The sequence below is a fragment of the Labrenzia sp. THAF191a genome, from assembly GCF_009363335.1.
GTDB classification, from domain to species: Bacteria; Pseudomonadota; Alphaproteobacteria; order Rhizobiales; family Stappiaceae; genus Roseibium; species Roseibium algicola.
Genome location: NZ_CP045333.1, coordinates 3,122,250 through 3,139,377, shown reverse-complemented (window position 1 = coordinate 3,139,377; position 17,128 = coordinate 3,122,250). Strand labels below are relative to the sequence as shown.

The following is a 17,128-nucleotide window of genomic DNA, read 5'->3' as shown; positions in this document are numbered from 1 at the left end:
GAGAGCGATTATTCAGACGGGGTCTTTGATGGATTGTCCGGAAGCTGCCTTCCCCAAACGCCGTTCAACCTTCATCAGAAGGATCAGGCTGGCCGTCAGCAACAGTGCCCCATTGAAGGGATGATACGCGATCAACTCCGGCTCGGCACCGGCCGAAAGCGCGATCTGAAACAGGTAAAGCAAGCCTGTCAGGCTCGCCCACCAGCCAAAGCGCCCGAGCCGGGATACCAACAGGCTCCCTCCAAGCAGAATACCGGGAAACACCGCCAGGATGAGACCCGAAACTTCATGCAAGGCCCACAGGCTGTCATCGCGAAACAAAGACAGCCCCGCCGTCAGGAACTGGAAGAGAATCCCGCACGGCAAGGCACGTGCGCTGATGGAATACCACCAGGGGACGCTGCTTTTGAGGCTATCAAATCTCTTGTAAGCCATGATCCGTTTCACGCGGCCTCCCTTGCCGGGGTCTTCTCGATCCAGGTCGACAACGCGCGGGCATAATCGGCTCCAGCTTGCTTCAATTCGTCAGGCCCAAGCTTGTCGGCCCTGTAGAGTAAAAAGGGCTCGTACCAAACCAGACCGCAGCGATGCGCGGTCGCCTTCAACGGTGCGAACAGGCTGTCCATGGAAAAGAGATTGGCACCACCCGGCTGGTAGGCCTCCCGAACGTTGCCTGCGGTCGCCGCAAGCATAAATGGCCTGCCTTCCAGTCTCAGTCCCTCTTCCTCATAGGCGATGTAGAACATCCGCGTCAGAACTGCGTCCTCCCAGGCTTTCAGAAGCGGCGGAGTGGAATACCACTGCACGGGAAACTGCAGAACGATCCGCTCCGCCTCCAGAAGCCGGGCCGCTTCTCCTTCAGCGTCACGAAAGAGATCCAGCCCCTGCGGAAAAACGGCTTGCATATCAACAACATCAACGTCATCGAGGTCGGCCGCTGCTGACGCCAGAGCCGCATTTGCCCTGGAGCGTTTCATGTTCGGATGAAACAGAAGTACGAGTGTCTTGCCCATTTTCTTTCCTCTTGTTGAACCCAACGGACAATGAGAGAGGAACGAAAATCGATCCAATCGATAATTGATCTATGATATTATTGATTTCATGAATTTACGTTCTGTCGATCTCAACCTCCTTGTCGCTCTTGATGCGCTGCTGGACGAAGCACACGTCAGCCGCGCTGCCAGCCGGATAGGTCTGTCCCAACCAGCCATGTCTGCTGCCTTGCAGCGCTGCCGGCACCTGTTCGCGGACGAGCTGCTGGAGCGCGGGCACGGCACCATGCGCCTGACCCCAAAGGCGGTGTCCATGCGCGCGCCGTTAAAGTCGTTGTTGGCAGGAGTAGATGACCTCCTGACACCGAAGACCATTCCGCTGAAGGACATACGCCAGACCTTGCGCATAATCATGACCGACTTTCCGGCGCTCTATGTCATCGGCTCACTGCAAAGGCAGCTTCAGGCAACCGCACCTGGTATCGATCTGGTCCTCCAGCCCTGGCGTGGTGCTCCGGCGGCACGGACCGCCCTTCTCGATGGAAACACCGATATCGCGGTCTCGGTGTTTCCAGGAGAGGATGAAGAGCTCCACCGGGAAGAGCTTTTTGATGAAAGTTACCGCGTTGCGATGCGACAGGAACATCCTGCGGCAAGCAACTTCGATCTCGATAGCTGGTTGGCTTTTCCGCATGTACTTGTCTCCGGCAAGGGAGACATCAGGACACCGCTCGACGGCGAGCTGGCGCGCATTGGTCGCACGCGCCGGGTAGGTCTAGTGGTGCCATCTTTCCAGATGGTGCCCGATCTCCTGCGCGGATCGGACATGATTGCCATGCTACCCTCACGCATTCTTCCCTTCGCAGGCGATCTGATCTCGTTCGCGCCACCGATCCCCGTTTCAGGGTTTCCCCTGCACCTGGCCTGGCACCGGCGTCGCGCCAACGACACCGGCTTGCAGCATGTCGCAAAGCTTCTTGTCGATCTTTTGGGCGATGCTTCCGCCAACTAAACGGAGCGGCTTGCCCTACACGGACAATGTCTGCCGCGCCCTGGAGAGCCGGCTTTTCACTGTCCCGACGGCCACACCCGTCTGCTTGGCAATTTGCCCGGTGGACAGGCCCGAAAACACCCGCAATTCGAGAGCATCCCTGTCTTCCGGTCGAAGTCCGGCGATGCCCCTGGCAACGTCTTCCAGCTCCAGATGCTTTTCCTGAGCGGGCGCTGCCTGGGTTTCCTGAAGCCAGTCCTCGATGGGCAGGTGGTCACCGCGCCGGGCAAGCCATTTGCGTTCGTCGCGATAGGCATTACGGGCAATCGTGAACAGCCAGCGGCGCAGTTGCGTACCGCAGTGGAAGCTGGCGTGATGCCGCAGCGCCTTTTCCAGCGACGTCTGCATCAGATCATCACCGGCTTCAGGGTTTCGCGTAAGAGAACGGGCGTATCTGCGCAAATGCGGGATTTCGCTCTGAAGGTCTCTGGTGAAGTCGTCCTTGGTGCAGGCCATCGTGACATTCCTGTTCTGCTGTTTCTGGACGAGATGTAAGACGTGACGGTGTTGGCAGAAGCGCGCTCAAGACCTTGTCATCGCGGTTTGAAAAACAGATACAAAACGGCCTCTCCGGCTCCCGCGCCTTTCACGGGTCGGTGACCCGGGCACCGCTTGCCGAATGACTTTGATGAACGCGTGCGTGGTGTGGAAACACGCGCCTCGCAAGGCCTGGCCTCTCTCACAGGGCCTCATGTTTTTGTGTTGATGTTATTACCGCCACCGCCGCAACCGATCAGCATTCGTGTCGTTGTTCCCGGCATGAACAGCCTGCGGAGCAAACAGGGCTCTGCAGTCATTCATGAGTTTAAACAGACACATGGAGCAAGATCATGCGTACTTCCAAGAAAATTCTGTCGACCCTGCTGACCGCAGCCTTTGTATCCGGTGCGCTGGCCGGCAACGCCTTCGCCATCGACCCGGACGACACCCGCGGCGATCTCAATGGCGACAAGCCTGTTTCCGTCCGCATCCAGCAGACCGTCAATGCAAAGGCTCTGGCTGAAGCGCGCAGTGGCAATCTGCTGATCCTGCCGGTTGTCGGCAGTTACAATGGCGAAGAACGGCTGACAATTGCCCAGCAGCAGGTTGCCGATGCAAGGGCACATGGTGCCAGGGCGAAGAAGCCGCTGCATATCCTGCCTTTCCAGGGCGACTGGAACGGTACCGCAAAAGCCGGTTTCCCGCACAAGTAAGGACTTTTCAAACCTTCCAAGAAAGGGCCGCGCGTTTAGCGCGGCCTTTCTCGTTTATCGGCCGGGACTATCTGCTTCGCCGGTGCTCACGTGGCGACTGGCCGAATTCCTGCCGGTAGGCTCGGGTCATTGCACTCGCGTTGCGATAGCCGCAACGCTCTGCAATTTCCGCAATCCCCAGCATGGTCAATTCCACAAGCCGGCGCGCCTCGCGCAGGCGGATCGCCTTGTAGACCCCCAGTGGCGTCATCGACATTTCCCGCTGGAACCGGTGCTCAAGGGTACGCTGGTCCACCTTCAGCTGCCGGGCAAGATTTTCAATCGGCATCGGTGCCTCGATGGTTCTCCGCATCAGCGCAGTCGCGCTGCGCACCAGGGCATCCGCCGACAAACGCTTGTGCGGATCGTGCATGTCCAGCTTGTCGCCATACATGAACAGGGCCGCCACCTCGAGCGCGAACATCGGGCTATGATGCCGCTTGATCAGTTCCAGCGCCAGTTCGAACGTTGTCGACGCCCCGCCGCAGGTACAGATGTTGCCATCAAGCACAAAACGGTCCTCCACTGCATCGACATCCGGAAATCTTTCGGCAAATCCCGTCAGTTCATCCCAGTGGATCGTTGCCTTGCGTCCCTCCAGCAAACCGGCGGCCGCCAACAGCCATGCGCCGGTATCCATGCCGACCAACGTGCCGAACCGTTGCCTTGCGGCCTTCAAGGCGCGCACGGTTGACGGACCTGCAAAGGCCTCGAAACCGTAGCTCGGCATGATAAAGAGATAATCGCCACCAGGCTTTGCCTCCGACCAGGCAGACGTCGCCACCGGCAGACCGCTGGATGACGTGACGGTCCCTCCGGCAAGGCTCACATGCTGCCAGGAATAGAGCTGCTTTCGGGCGATCGTATTCGCTGCCCGGAACGGCTCGATCGCATTCGCCAGGCAGTGGTTCGAAAAGCTTTCGAACAACAGCACGCAGATTTTTCGAACCGAATTCGATTTTTGTGAAATCGGCATGATTTCAAACCAAAATTGCACAATGGGGCAAGCCCGTTTGTCTCACTCTCGTCGGCCTGAGGCAAGAGGAGATTCCGATGCATTTTGGGCTGAGCGAAGAACAGGAGATGATCGTCTCCACGGTCCGGTCCTTCGTTGAAAACGAGATTTACCCGCATGAAGAACTTGTCGAGAAGACGGGCCAGGTTCCCGCCGAACTCGGCGAGGAGATCAAGCGCAAATGTATCGATCTCGGCTTCTACGCCTGTAACTTCCCGGAAGAAGTGGGCGGCGCGGGCCTCAGCCATCTTGATTTCACCCTGGTGGAACGGGAACTGGGGCGCGGATCGATGGCGCTGAACCACTTTTTCGGTCGCCCCCAGAACATCCTGATGGCCTGCAAGGGCGAGCAGATCGAGCGCTACCTTCTGCCGGCCGTGCGCGGCGAGAAGATGGATGCGCTGGCCATGACAGAACCCGACGCCGGCTCGGATGTGCGCGGCATGAAATGCCAGGCAGTGCGCGACGGCGGCGACTGGGTGGTCTCCGGCTCCAAGCATTTCATCTCCGGCGCCGAACACGCGGATTTCTTCATCGTGTTTGTGGCGACCGGCGTTGACGAAACACCAAAAGGCCCCAAGAAGCGCATCACCTGTTTTCTGGTCGACCGGGGCACACCCGGCTTCGAGGTGCGTGACGGCTATCGCTCCGTCAGCCACCGGGGCTACAAGAACTGTATTCTTTACTTCGACAATTGCCGCCTGCCGGACAGCCAGGTCCTTGGTGAGGTCGACGGTGGCTTCGAGGTGATGAACGAATGGCTTTATGCCACCCGCCTGACGGTTGCCACCATGAGCGTTGGCCGCGCCCGCCGCTGTTTCGACTATGCGGTGAACTATGCCGCCGAGCGCAAGCAGTTCGGCCAGGCGATCGCCAAGTTCCAGGGCGTCAGCTTCCAGGTCGCCGACATGATCACCGAAATCGATGCTGCCGACTGGCTGACGCTTGCCGGAGCCTGGCGTCTCGACCAGGGGTTGCCCGCCAACCGCGAGATTGCGAGTGCCAAGGTTTACGCGACCGAAATGCTGGCGCGCGTCACCGACACGACGCTGCAGATCTTCGGTGGCATGGGTCTGATGGACGACTTCCCCATCGAACGCTTCTGGCGCGACGCCCGCGTGGAACGGATCTGGGATGGCACCAGCGAGATCCAGCGCCACATCATCAGCCGCGACATCTTCCGCCCGCTCGGAGCCTGATCCATGCGCTCACTCGAACGCTTGCTCCGGCCACGCACGGTCGCTGTTATCGGTGGCGGTTCCTGGTGCCGGAACGTGCTCAGGGAATGCCGCAAGGCCGGTTTTGAGGGTGATCTCTGGCCGATCCACCCAAGCCGTGAAGAGATCGACGGCTGCAGGGCCTATGCCACCGTGGAAGATCTTCCCACCGCCCCCGACGCGGTCTTTATCGGCGTCAACCGGTACGTGACGGTCGAGATTGTCCGCTCGCTCGCACGCCTCGGTGCCGGTGGCGCCATCTGCTTTGCCTCCGGTTTCAGCGAAGCAATTCGGGAGCTTGCCGACGGCGCGGATCTTCAGGCCGCCCTGATCGAGGCGGCAGGCGAGATGCCGATCCTCGGCCCCAACTGCTATGGCTTTCTCAACGCGCTCGACGGCGCGGCCCTGTGGCCGGATCAGCATGGCCTGACCCCGGTCGACCGCGGCGTTGCGATCATCGCGCAATCGTCCAACATCGCGCTGAACTTGACCATGCAGACACGCGGCCTGCCGATTGCCTATCTGATGACCGCCGGCAACCAGGCCCAGACGGGCCTGTCCGCCATTGGCAGCGCCCTCCTGGACGATGACCGGGTCACTGCCATCGGTCTGCACATCGAAGGGCTCGACGATCTTGCAGCCTTTGAAGGTTTCGCGCGCAAGGCGCACGCACTCGGCAAGCCGGTTGTGGCCGTCAAGGTCGGCAGATCCGAGGCAGCCCAAGCGGCAACTGTCTCCCATACGGCCGCCCTTGCCGGTAGCACGGCTGGGTCCGACGCGCTCTTCAACCGGCTGGGCATTGCCCGGGTCGGCAGCCTGACGGCCCTTCTGGAAACCCTGAAGCTGGTCCACGTCGCAGGCCCCTTGCCGAGCACCAACATCGTGTCCATGTCCTGCTCGGGTGGTGAAGCCAGCCTGATTGCCGACACCGCCGTCGGCCGCCGGATCACTTTCCCGCCACTCGTTCCCGCGCAAAGAACCGCGCTGTCAGAAGCCCTCGGCCCCAAGGTCGCTCTCGCCAATCCACTCGACTACCACACCTACATCTGGGGTGACGGCGAGGCCATGACCCGGTGCTACACTGCCATGATGCAGGCGGACATCGCCCTTGGCATCGTCATTCTCGATATTCCGAGAATGGATCGCTGTAACCCGGAAGACTGGTTGAAGGTGATCGAGCCGGTGGAAGCGGCGATGAAAGCTTCCGGCAAACCGATGGCGATCCTGAGTTCGCTCCCCGAAACCATGCCGGAAACCTTTGCAGCCGATTTGATGAAGCGTGGTCTCGTGCCTCTCTGCGGGCTGGACGATGCACTGACGGCCATTGAGGCGGCTGCCTTTCTGGCAAGACCACTTTCGCCGGAACCGATCCGGGTTCCACAGCCTGTCGCTGATCCCCGCCTTCTTTCCGAGCACGAGGCAAAAGCCTTGCTGAAAAAGCATGGCCTCAAGGTTCCCGCGAGCACTTTTGCAGATGGACCGGAAGCGGCTGCCCAGGCTGCCGAAGACATCGGATACCCGGTGGTGCTGAAGGGCACCGGCATTGCCCACAAGACCGAAGCCGGAGCAGTCGCGCTCAATCTGCAATCGGCTTGCGAGGTTCACTCCGCCGCAAGCGGGATGCCGACCTCGTCGTTTCTGGTGGAAGAGATGATCATTGCCAGCCTTGGCGAACTGCTTGTCGGCATTGTGCGGGATCCGGCTCACGGCTACGTCCTGACGCTCGCAGCAGGCGGCATCCTGACCGAACTTCTGGAAGACAGCACTTCGCTGATCGTTCCGGCAGGCGAGGACGAGATCAAGAAGGCCCTTGAAAATCTGAAGATCGGCCGTGTCCTGAGCGGATATCGCGGCAAGCCGCCTTGCGATCTGGAAGCGATTGTTGAAGCTGTGCAGGCAGTACAGAGCTTTGTTCTGTCGGCACCGGTCGAAGAAGTAGAAATCAACCCGTTGCTCTGCGGTGCGGACTATGCCGTCGCCGCCGATGCACTGGTAAGAATGGGAGGGAACTGATGGAAAGCCCCATCAAGACCGAAAGACGCGGCCACATACTGGCTGTCACGCTCGACCGGCCAAAGGCCAACGCCATTGACCTGATGACCAGCCGGATCATGGGAGACGTCTTCACCGACTTCCGGGACGATCCGGACCTGCGTGTTGCCATCGTGACCGGTGCCGGGGAAAAATTCTTCTGCCCCGGCTGGGACCTGAAGGCGGCCGCCGGAGGCGATGCCGTCGATGGAGATTACGGCAAGGGCGGCTTCGGCGGCCTGCAGGAACTGCGCGGCCTGAACAAGCCGGTCATAGCTGCCGTCAACGGCATTTGCTGTGGCGGCGGGCTCGAGCTTGCCCTGTCTGCCGATATTATCCTGGCGGCGGAGCACGCCTCCTTCGCCCTGCCGGAAATCCGCTCAGGCACCGTGGCCGATGCCGCCAGCATCAAGCTGCCGAAGCGCATTCCCTATCACATCGCCATGGAAATGCTGCTGACAGGCCGATGGATCGAAGCAGAGGAAGCCGCCCGCTGGGGCCTGATCAACCACATCTATCCTGGAAAGGACCTGATGGCGGAAGCCTGGAAACTGGCCGAGCTGCTCGCTTCCGGTCCTCCGCTTGTCTATGCGGCGCTGAAGGAAATCGTGCGCGAGGCAGAAGACATGAAATTCCAGGACGCGCTCAACCGCATCACCGGAAGCCAGTTCGAAACGGTCGAAAAGCTCTATCGCTCTGAAGACCAGAAGGAAGGCGCCCGCGCCTTTGCCGAAAAGCGAGACCCGGTCTGGAAGGGCCGCTAGATCATCCAGCTTCGGCATGAACGCCAACAAGATGACCTGACACGTTAAAAACAATCAGTTTCCGGCAGTTCAATCGGTTCCGGTTGAACTGTCGCTGATCCAGGAGAACCAAATGCCATTGACCATGAACCGCGAAGTCTTCATCACCTGCGCCGTCACCGGGTCGGGCGGTACCCAGGACAAGTCTCCACATGTGCCGCGCAGCCCGAAGCAGATCGCCGACAGCGCCATCGATGCCGCCAAGGCGGGGGCCGCCGTCGTCCATTGCCACGTGCGCGATCCGGAAACCGGCACTCCCTCCCGCCGGCTCGACCTCTACCGGGAAGTCACGGATCTCATCCGCGCCGCCGATGTGGATGTGGTGCTGAACCTCACCGCAGGCATGGGCGGCGACATCGTGTTCGGGTCCACAGAAAGCCCGTTGCCGCTGGTTGAAAAGGGAACCGACATGGTCGGCGCAACGGAGCGCATGGCCCATATCCGCGAGTGCCTGCCTGAAATCTGCACGCTCGACTGCGGCACCATGAATTTCGCCGAAGCCGACTATGTCATGACCAACACCCCCGGCATGCTGCGCGCCATGGGGGCCATGATGACCGAACTGGGCGTGAAGCCGGAAATCGAAGCCTTCGACACCGGCCACCTCTGGTTTGCAAAGCAGCTCGTCAAGGAAGGCACGCTTGCTTCTCCGGCATTGGTGCAGCTCTGCATGGGTGTGCCCTGGGGCGCGCCGAACGACCTCAACACCTTCATGGCCATGGTCAACGCCATTCCGGATGACTGGGCCTGGTCGGCCTTCAGCCTCGGCCGAGATCAGATGCCCTATGTGGCGGCCTCCATCCTGGCCGGCGGCAACGTCCGTGTTGGCCTTGAGGACAACATCTTCCTCGAAAAAGGCGTGCTTGCCACCAATGCACAGCTGGTCGAGAAGGCCGTCGGCGTTGTCGAAGGCATGGGCGCCAAGATCATCGGCCCGCAGGCCGTTCGTGAAAAGCTTGGCCTGACCAAACGCGCGCCGGTGAGCGCCTGACATGAGCCGCAGGGTCCTCGTCACGGCCGGAGCGTCCGGGATCGGCCGCGCCATTGCGGAACGGTTCCTGGCGGACGGAGACGAAGTCGCGATCTGTGATGCGGATCCTGCAGCCGTTTCCGCATTCTCGCAAGCCAATGGCAAGGCGATCGCTGCTGTTGCCGATGTCACCAGCGAAGCGGAAATGTCCGCGTTCCTGAACGACCTTGAACACCGCTGGAAAGGCATCGACGTGGTCTGCGCCAATGCCGGCACGGGCGGCCCTGCAGGGGCGATCGAGACGCTGGACTTCGCGGAGTGGCAACGCTGCGTCGCGACCAATCTCCACGGAGCCTTCCTGACCTGCCGCTGGGCGGCCAGAGTGCTGAAAGCTCAGGGGCACGGTCTGATCACGCTCACCTCGTCGACCGCCGGACTTTACGGCTACCCGTTCCGCTCGCCATACGCCTCCGCAAAATGGGCGATTGTCGGCCTCACCAAGACGCTCGCAATGGAGCTCGGCCCCCACGGCATTCGCGTCAACGCGGTCTGCCCGGGCGCGGTGGAAGGGGAGCGGATGGATAGGGTCGTCGCGATGGAAGCCAGAGCGCGCGGCGAGACCGAAGAGGCCATTCGAGAAAGCTACGTCAAGGGTGTTTCACTCAAGACCTGGGTCACCGCCCAGGATGTGGCAAACACCATTCACTTTCTGGCGTCCGAAGCAGGCGCCCGCATTTCAGGACAGATCCTGGCCATCGACGGCCACACGGAGACACTTGCACCATGACCCAAAAAGCATGCATCGTCGGCGGCGGCGTGATCGGTGGCGGCTGGGCCGCCCGTTTCCTTTTGAACGGTTGGGACGTTGCCGTCTTCGACCCCGACCCGGAAGCCGAACGCAAGATCGGCGAAGTCATCGACAATGCGCGCCGCAGCCTGCCCGCGCTCTATGACAAGCGCCTGCCGGACGAAGGCAAATTGTCGTTCCATTCAGATCTTGCCGAGGCAGCCGCTGGTGCTGACTGGGTGCAGGAAAGCGTTCCCGAACGCCTCGACCTCAAGCACAAGGTCCTGGGCAGCCTGACGGAGCTCGCGCCCAAGACCGCCGTCATCGGCTCGTCGACATCCGGCTTCAAGCCGTCCGAACTGACCAGCGAAGGCGCGCGCGCCGTCGTCGCCCACCCGTTCAACCCGGTCTATCTGTTGCCGTTGGTGGAACTTGTCGGTGATGCGGCCGAAACCGCTCGCGCGGCCGAGGTCCTGCGCAGTGTAGGCATGTTCCCGCTTCATGTCCGCAAGGAGATCGACGCCCACATTGCCGACCGGTTCCTGGAAGCTGTCTGGCGCGAGGCGCTCTGGCTGGTGAAGGACGGCATTGCCACGACCGAAGAAATCGACGAGGCAATCCGCATGGGCTTCGGTCTGCGCTGGGCGCAGATGGGCCTTTTTGAGACCTATCGTATCGCCGGCGGGGAAGCCGGCATGAAGCACTTCATGGCCCAGTTCGGTCCATGCCTCTCCTGGCCCTGGACCAAACTGATGGACGTGCCGGAATTCACCGACGAGCTGGTCGACCTGATCGCCGGTCAGTCCGATGCCCAGTCCGGCCATCGCTCCATCCGCGAGCTGGAACGCCTGCGCGACGACAATCTCGTCGGCATGATGCGAGCACTGAAGAAAAGCGGCAGCGGTGCAGGCGGCGTTCTCAATACCCATGAACGGGCTTTGGCGGCACCGGCGGAGGCTGAACTGCCGATCACGGGAGACCGCCAGATCCCGCAGAGCTGGACCGACTACAACGGCCACATGAACGAGGCGCACTACCTGGAAGCAGGTGCTGCCGCAACCGACCGGTTCATGGAGCTGATCGGCGCGGATGCCGACTATATCGCGTCCGGCAAGAGCTATTTCACCGTTGAAAATCACCTGCGCTATCTGGACGAGCTTCTGGCGGGCGAACGCCTGACGGTCACGACCCAGGTGCTCCAGGGGGAAGGCAAGAAGATGCAGCTGTTTCACTTCCTGAAAAACGCTGACGGCAAACTTGCCGCGACCATGGAAACCCTTCTGCTCCATGTCGATCTCAACACCCGCGCCAGTTCCCTGCCGGGAGCGGAAGTCGGCGAAAAGCTCAAGGCCTTCGCCGACGCCCACAAGGCCCTGCCTTTTCCGGAAGGTGCCGGCCGCTTCGTCGGACAGAAGGCAGTCTGATCAGACACCGTCCGCGGTCAACGGAACCGCGGACGGGCCTGTTTTGTTGGGCGGTCCTACTGGATGGTCCTATTGGGCCGGCTGAACCATGAACCCGGCCACGATACCTTCGGCATCTGAATAGACACCCGGCCGCGCGAACAGATCGCATCTTCCAGACCCGGCAGACCAGTTGAACCCGAGGCAGGTGCGTTCCGTGCAGAGCGTCTCGCACTGGCCGGCCGATCCCGCCTGCAGGCTTTCATCCGGCTGTCCGGGAAAGCCCTTGTTCTGTTTGGTAAACGTCTGGACAGGCACGCTCAGATTGGGTTTGAGAGACCCGGCGGCAGCCCGCTGCACATAGGTGTCGGCCTTGGAAAGAAGATAGAGCCTGCCATTGCTGTCACCGACGGACTTTTGAATGCAGATCCGGTTCCACCGGTCGTGGGTCACGGCATCACAGCCGCTTCTGGCACGACAGGACGAGATACAGTCCTCCGCGCTCATGTTGCGGAGCACACCATCCGGCAGATCTCCGCCATAAAGATCATAGCCGCTCAGGCGAACGAAACCGCCCTCGCCTGACGCAGCAGGTGCAGACGCGGGCGCATTGTCATTCTGCCCCGCAACGTTTCTTTCTGCCTGTTGGTCAAGCTTCAGGGAAGCCGGCAGCAGATACCAGTAAGGCGCGGAAAATTCCTCGGCCTCCCCGTCACCGAAATCGTCACCAACGGAATACTGCTCGAAACGGACGCTGAGCGGGCTGTAATCGGTATCCCAGAACCGTTTCCAGTCGTCGGATATCCGGACCAAACAGCCAAGCGCCGAGAATTTGCTCGGAGTATCATAGTTGAAGACCTTGCCGATCAGGTCCTCTCCCCGCCTAGTCAGCACCACTTTCCGGTCGCCATCCGGATCACCGATCAGGATTTCGTCGTAGTATTGTGAACTGGTCGTATATCCCGGCCGACCATCCATCAGATTGGCCGCATAGGCGTTGTCGCAAATATTTGCGATTTCCCGTTCCGTAATCGAGGCTGGTGGTGTCAGTCCGGTGACGGTGATATTGGCCAGCACCGCATCGCCGATGCTCTCTATGTGAAACATGTTTTCGGGACGCGTGCCGAGGATCCGCTGATAGAGGAAATCCGTCATGGCTTCGACGTCGTGCTCTTCGCTCAGCTTGATATCGAAAAAGGATTCGGCAGCCTTCAGCGCAATCGCAAAGGCAGTCTGGACTTCGCTGGCAGGGTAACTGTTCTCGTTCGGCAGGTTGAGGCTGGGTGAATGGAAACCGAGCTTGCCCCCTGGACGCAGAGAGCGCATCTGAAAGCGGATCACGGCTGTCCCGATCCGCATGCTGCCGCCAAGGAAAGCCAGCGAACAGGCGGATTCGCACCGTTCTCCCGAACGCACCATGGTTGCGATATCCTGGTCCCAGATCGTGTCGAACAGCCGCTTTCCTTCGGCAAAGCTGCCCCCGGGGCTATCGAGACACAGCGTGATGCCTTGCGAGTTGATCGGCAGAACCTTGAGCTTTTCCGCATCACCCGAGACGATCTGACCCCGCAAATGATAGTCGCAACCTTCCGCGTTCGACGGAAACACATCGGCCGCTTTCGCCACCGTTGCGGCAAGACAGAACAGGATAAACACCAGGCATCTCGAAATCATGGGCACTCCTTCTCCAGGCAATCCGTTTAAATAGTTTTGGCAGGGCTGATCGGGCGCCCGAAAAAGCCGGGGCCTCAGGTCGACCGGTACGGCCGGTCCGGGAATGAAATCGTCATCTCGAAATCGTTTTTTCAAAGCAGGCGACGAAGCAGCAATAGACCAAATATCGAAACGTGTCTTCAACCCGCTGGTTGCGGTGACCGGCCCGCTTTCAGGTACCTCACCAGACGCGCGATTGGGGTATCGACCCCATACTGACACCCCGCTCGTTCTGGCACCTTTCTCTCATCGAAAGATCGATACCTCCTCCGAAAGGAGATTATTCAAGAGAAAGGAATTGACCAATGAAAGCCCTTGCCAAAACCGCAGCAGCCGCCACCGTTCTCGCCATTGCAGGCGTTGCCTCCCTCGGAGCCGTGACCCCGGCAGCCGCCCTGTTCGACATCTGCAAGAAGGTCAACATCACGGTGAAAAACAACACCGGCCAGCCGATCCAGCTTTACGATCTCGATTACCGTGACCTCGGTTCCAACCGCTGGCGCTCGGAAAACATTTCCAACCGCGTCATCGCCCACGGTGGCACCTACAAGGTCACCCGGAACCTGGAAGGCGTGAACAACGCCAGCACCTTTGTCCGGGTCCAGTTCCGCAAGCTGAAATCCAACGGCCGCTGGAACCTGCTGAAAACCTGGTACGCGGACTCCAGCACCTCGGTCTGCCGCAAGGGCGCAAGCTACCGCATCGTGTTCCGGTAACACCCGGTAAACACACCAAGGCCGCGCCGTGAGGGCGCGGCTCTTGCCCGGCACATTACCCAACCTTTCCCCATCACCCCGACACCCGGACCTTTCCTCCGGGCGACGAAAAGGATTTGTCTCATGTTTGGCAAACACATGCCCAGAACCTTGCTGATCAGCTCCGCTTCGCTGATGACAATCGCCTTCGCCGGCATCGCCTCGCAAACCATCGATTGGCAGGAGCTCGGGAAAAAGCTCACAAGCCCGGCGGAAGAAGCCGGCCGGATGAACATCGCAGGTGAGCGAGACGATGATGCCTCGGTTTCGACAACCCAGCGCAGAAAACAGGAGGAAAGCCACTCCGTCATCGCGGACATCTCACGTCCGGCCGTAGCCCCCCAGCCTGCCCCGGCCCCGGCCCCGGCATTTCAGGACAGACTAATGATTGGCTCGGAGGCAACCACCGGCGGCCTGATGTCACTTTCCTCCGGCAGCGGCGGCTCTGCCCCGAGAAAGGTGGCTCAGCCAGAACCACCGGCAATGCCAACCGTTCAACCTGCAGACAGGGAACGGTTTGCATCCGCAGAAGTAAACCCGCTGAAACGCACGAGCGCGGAACCGGTATCGACCTTCTCCGTCGATGTCGACACCGCTTCCTATTCCTATGTCCGCAGCACGCTGTCCGGCGGCCGGTTGCCAAACCCGGATGCCGTGCGCGTGGAAGAAATGGTCAACTACTTCGATTACAGTTACCCCGTGCCCGAAAAGGGCGGTCACCCCTTCTCCACCAATGTTTCCGTGATCGACACCCCGTGGAACGAACACACCAGGCTGATGCAGGTCGGCATCCAGGGCTACAAGGTGCCGCTCGATGACCTTCCCCCGCAGAACCTCGTGTTCCTGATCGACACGTCCGGCTCCATGGCCGATGCCAACAAGCTGCCGCTGTTGCAGCAATCCTTCCGCCTGCTGCTGTCCACGCTCCGCGACGAGGACGAAGTGGCGATCGTCACATACGCCGGCAGCTCCGGTGTTCTGCTGGAGCCGACCAAGGTTACCGACAAGAGCCGGATCCTGGAAAAGATCAACGCGTTGACCTCCGGTGGCTCAACGGCAGGTCATGAAGGTCTGAAAGGAGCCTACGCTCTGGCCGAAACAATGACCGGCGACGGCGAGCAGACCAGGATAATCCTGGCCACCGACGGCGACTTCAATGTCGGCCTCTCCGACCCGGACAGCCTGAAACGCTATGTCACTGAACAGCGGGAAAACGGCACGGCGCTTTCCGTTCTCGGCTTCGGACGCGGCAATTACAACGATGAACTGATGCAGACCCTTGCGCAGAACGGACAGGGCGTTGCCGCCTACATCGACACGCTGTCCGAAGCCCGCAAGGTGCTGGTGGACCAGGTGGTCAGCTCCATCTCCATGATCGCCCAGGACGTCAAGATACAGGTTGAGTTCAACCCGGAGACCGTCGCCGAATACCGCCTGATCGGTTACGAAACCCGGGCGCTCAGAACAGAGGATTTCAGGAACGACAAGGTCGATGCCGGCGATATCGGCGCGGGCCACAACGTCACGGCCCTTTATGAAATCACCCCTGTCGGCTCGCCGGCGGAAAAGTTCTCGGACCTGCGCTACGGCCCCAAGGAGACGATCGAACCCGTTCGTGCTTCCTATTCGGGTGAACTCGCCTTCGTGAAGCTGCGCTACAAGCTGCCCGGAGACAAGGAAAGTACCCTGATCGAGACACCGGTCATGGCAGATACAAGCGGTATTCCGATGTCGGAAACCCTCTTTGCCGCGTCAGTTGCCGCCTTCGGGCAGAAGCTGAAAGGCACCGATCACCTGGGAGATTGGGATTTCAAGGCGATTGAAAAACTCGCCAGTGAAAACAGGGGTTCTGATCGCTTCGGCTACCGGTCTGAATTCCTGACCCTCGTCCGTCTCGCGGACGTCGCCGAGCGCTAGGTTCCCCCACAGCCCGCACAGAAACCGGCAGGCCCGCCTGCCGGTTTCCATTTGTTATTCTCCCCCTCAATTGACCGTCGTCCTGCGCCGTCACTTCATGCGCCATCCCTCCATTGGTCAGCCCTCCCATGGTCAACTCTCCCATGGTCACCCCTCCATTCGTCATCCCGGACGCAGCGCAGCGAAGATCCGGGACCGGGGAGCCGAGGGCCAGCGAAATGGGCACCCGAAAAACAAAAGAAGCCTGTGCCTCCCCGATCCCGGGTCTCGCGCTGCTCGCCCGGGATGACATTCGGGGAACTTCTCCCTCGTCATCCTGGCCAAGCGGAGCGCGAGCCGGGATCCACTCATTCTCAGAGTCCTGCGGACGACTGACAAATTCGAGAATAAATCTGGTGGCTGCGCGTTTGCGCTGTCGGGCCGGTTATCGGTCCCGCAACCAGTCCAGGGAAACTTGCGTCCCGTCTGCCTCGACCAGATCGAGACGGCTGGAGAGGATCAGCGACAGCGCACCCAGGTCGTTGGTCTTCCAGAGATAGATCGTATGGCGTGTTGGCTCGAAGCGGGCACAGGCCGTCGCGCCGACATCGGCAACATAGCGCGGCGGACCATCTCGCCGGATATCAAAGCCCTTGGCACCGCTGGCATCGTCCGGATTGGTCAGGCAGACCGTCACCAGCCGCGCGGAAATCGCATCATCGGCATCTGCGGCTTCCTCCAGTGGCACAGCTTCCTGCGCACGCCTTGCGGCGGACTTTTCGATGGCAGAGTTCAAGCCTTGGGCGTCCGCACCAGTGGCTTCCCGTTTTTGCGAATTTTGTTTCGGCGCTGCAGCCGGCGCAATCCGTTCCCTCTGGGGGGCAGTCCGGCCGATGGCCGGATCTAACTCCAGATCCATGCGGTCCGTCCAGGATGGGGCGTCGGAGGGTGCAGGAGCAAGCGCCGGTGACTGCGGCCGCGCTGGCGGCGGAGGGGCAATCTCGGCAGCAGCCCCCTCGCTGTCCATCAGCCGGTGCTCGGGCGCACGCATCTCGGCAGGTTCTACCGGTTCCGGAGCGGCTGACGGGGCGGCCTCCAGCGTAACCGGCGGTGCCGGCACCTCGCCTTTCTGAAAGCGGATCAGGTCGTTGCTGCCGCTTTCCAGGAATGTCGGCTCCGGCAAGCCGCTGGCCAGAACCGCGACAGTTGCGCAAGACATCAGCAAGCCTCCGATGAGAAGGCTTTTGGCAGATCTGCGCTGAT

General features: G+C 60.7%; 16 protein-coding genes. 10 read left to right on the top strand and 6 right to left on the bottom strand.

The genetic code is table 11. From position 1 onward, the window contains the following. Nucleotides 1-12: 12 nt before the first annotated feature. Nucleotides 13-447 carry a DUF6220 domain-containing protein gene (locus FIV05_RS14340; protein ID WP_286202189.1) on the bottom strand — a complete coding sequence of 145 codons (435 nt, stop codon included), beginning with the start codon at nt 445-447 and terminating at the stop codon, nt 13-15. Then, nucleotides 444-1,013, bottom strand: coding sequence for an NAD(P)H-dependent oxidoreductase (locus FIV05_RS14335; RefSeq protein ID WP_152510021.1), 570 nt, complete (start codon nt 1,011-1,013; stop codon nt 444-446). The genes FIV05_RS14340 and FIV05_RS14335 overlap by 4 nt, the downstream gene beginning before the upstream one ends. 88 nt (nt 1,014-1,101) lie before the next feature. Here FIV05_RS14335 and FIV05_RS14330 point away from each other — a divergent pair, with 88 nt between their 5' ends. Then, on the top strand, nt 1,102-2,004 hold the full coding sequence (locus tag FIV05_RS14330) for a LysR family transcriptional regulator (RefSeq protein ID WP_152510020.1): 903 nt from the start codon (nt 1,102-1,104) through the stop codon (nt 2,002-2,004). Between the two features lie 15 nt (nt 2,005-2,019). Here the strand turns inward: FIV05_RS14330 and FIV05_RS14325 are convergent, their stop codons facing one another. Beyond that, entirely contained in the window at nt 2,020-2,499 is a 480-nt protein-coding gene (locus tag FIV05_RS14325) for a sigma-70 family RNA polymerase sigma factor (RefSeq protein WP_152510019.1), read from the bottom strand. Between the two features lie 374 nt (nt 2,500-2,873). Between FIV05_RS14325 and FIV05_RS14320 the strand changes: the two genes are divergently transcribed. Continuing rightward, the gene (locus FIV05_RS14320; protein ID WP_152510018.1) at nt 2,874-3,236 is read left to right on the top strand and encodes a hypothetical protein; all 363 of its coding nucleotides are present in this window, start codon (nt 2,874-2,876) and stop codon (nt 3,234-3,236) included. Nucleotides 3,237-3,303: 67 nt separating this feature from the next. On the opposite strand, the gene FIV05_RS14315 is transcribed toward FIV05_RS14320, so the two are convergent. Next, a complete protein-coding gene (locus FIV05_RS14315) occupies nt 3,304-4,251 on the bottom strand; it encodes a helix-turn-helix domain-containing protein (RefSeq protein ID WP_152510017.1) in 948 nt (315 codons plus the stop codon). A gap of 77 nt (nt 4,252-4,328) precedes the next feature. Here FIV05_RS14315 and FIV05_RS14310 point away from each other — a divergent pair, with 77 nt between their 5' ends. The 6 genes from FIV05_RS14310 (at nt 4,329) to FIV05_RS14285 (ending at nt 11,522) form a co-directional block, all read left to right on the top strand. Then, the gene (locus tag FIV05_RS14310) at nt 4,329-5,489 is read left to right on the top strand and encodes an acyl-CoA dehydrogenase family protein (RefSeq protein ID WP_023000392.1); all 1,161 of its coding nucleotides are present in this window, start codon (nt 4,329-4,331) and stop codon (nt 5,487-5,489) included. A 3-nt stretch (nt 5,490-5,492) separates the two neighbouring features. Then, nucleotides 5,493-7,520 carry an acetate--CoA ligase family protein gene (locus tag FIV05_RS14305; RefSeq protein ID WP_152510016.1) on the top strand — a complete coding sequence of 676 codons (2,028 nt, stop codon included), beginning with the start codon at nt 5,493-5,495 and terminating at the stop codon, nt 7,518-7,520. Next, nucleotides 7,520-8,302: a carnitinyl-CoA dehydratase gene (locus FIV05_RS14300; RefSeq protein ID WP_152510015.1), complete on the top strand. Its 783-nt coding sequence runs from the start codon at nt 7,520-7,522 to the stop codon at nt 8,300-8,302. The genes FIV05_RS14305 and FIV05_RS14300 overlap by 1 nt, the downstream gene beginning before the upstream one ends. Before the next feature lie 112 nt (nt 8,303-8,414). Continuing rightward, nucleotides 8,415-9,332: a 3-keto-5-aminohexanoate cleavage protein gene (locus FIV05_RS14295; protein WP_031269089.1), complete on the top strand. Its 918-nt coding sequence runs from the start codon at nt 8,415-8,417 to the stop codon at nt 9,330-9,332. 1 nt (nt 9,333) lies between these two features. Continuing rightward, nucleotides 9,334-10,098: an SDR family oxidoreductase gene (locus FIV05_RS14290; RefSeq protein ID WP_152510014.1), complete on the top strand. Its 765-nt coding sequence runs from the start codon at nt 9,334-9,336 to the stop codon at nt 10,096-10,098. Then, complete coding sequence (locus FIV05_RS14285) at nt 10,095-11,522, top strand: carnitine 3-dehydrogenase (RefSeq protein WP_152510013.1); 1,428 nt, start codon at nt 10,095-10,097, stop codon at nt 11,520-11,522. Before FIV05_RS14290 ends, FIV05_RS14285 begins: the two co-directional genes overlap by 4 nt. Before the next feature lie 69 nt (nt 11,523-11,591). On the opposite strand, the gene FIV05_RS14280 is transcribed toward FIV05_RS14285, so the two are convergent. Continuing rightward, nucleotides 11,592-13,175, bottom strand: a complete 1,584-nt coding sequence (locus tag FIV05_RS14280) for a PAN domain-containing protein (RefSeq protein ID WP_152510012.1) — start codon at nt 13,173-13,175, stop codon at nt 11,592-11,594. A 344-nt stretch (nt 13,176-13,519) separates the two neighbouring features. On the opposite strand from FIV05_RS14280, the gene FIV05_RS14275 reads away from it, so the two are divergent. Both FIV05_RS14275 and FIV05_RS14270 read left to right on the top strand, forming a co-directional pair. Further along, entirely contained in the window at nt 13,520-13,930 is a 411-nt protein-coding gene (locus FIV05_RS14275) for a hypothetical protein (protein WP_075282626.1), read from the top strand. A gap of 123 nt (nt 13,931-14,053) precedes the next feature. Beyond that, entirely contained in the window at nt 14,054-15,886 is a 1,833-nt protein-coding gene (locus FIV05_RS14270; protein ID WP_152510011.1) for a VWA domain-containing protein, read from the top strand. A gap of 424 nt (nt 15,887-16,310) precedes the next feature. On the opposite strand, the gene FIV05_RS14265 is transcribed toward FIV05_RS14270, so the two are convergent. Beyond that, nucleotides 16,311-17,084, bottom strand: a complete 774-nt coding sequence (locus FIV05_RS14265; protein ID WP_152510010.1) for a hypothetical protein — start codon at nt 17,082-17,084, stop codon at nt 16,311-16,313. Nucleotides 17,085-17,128 lie beyond the last annotated feature (44 nt).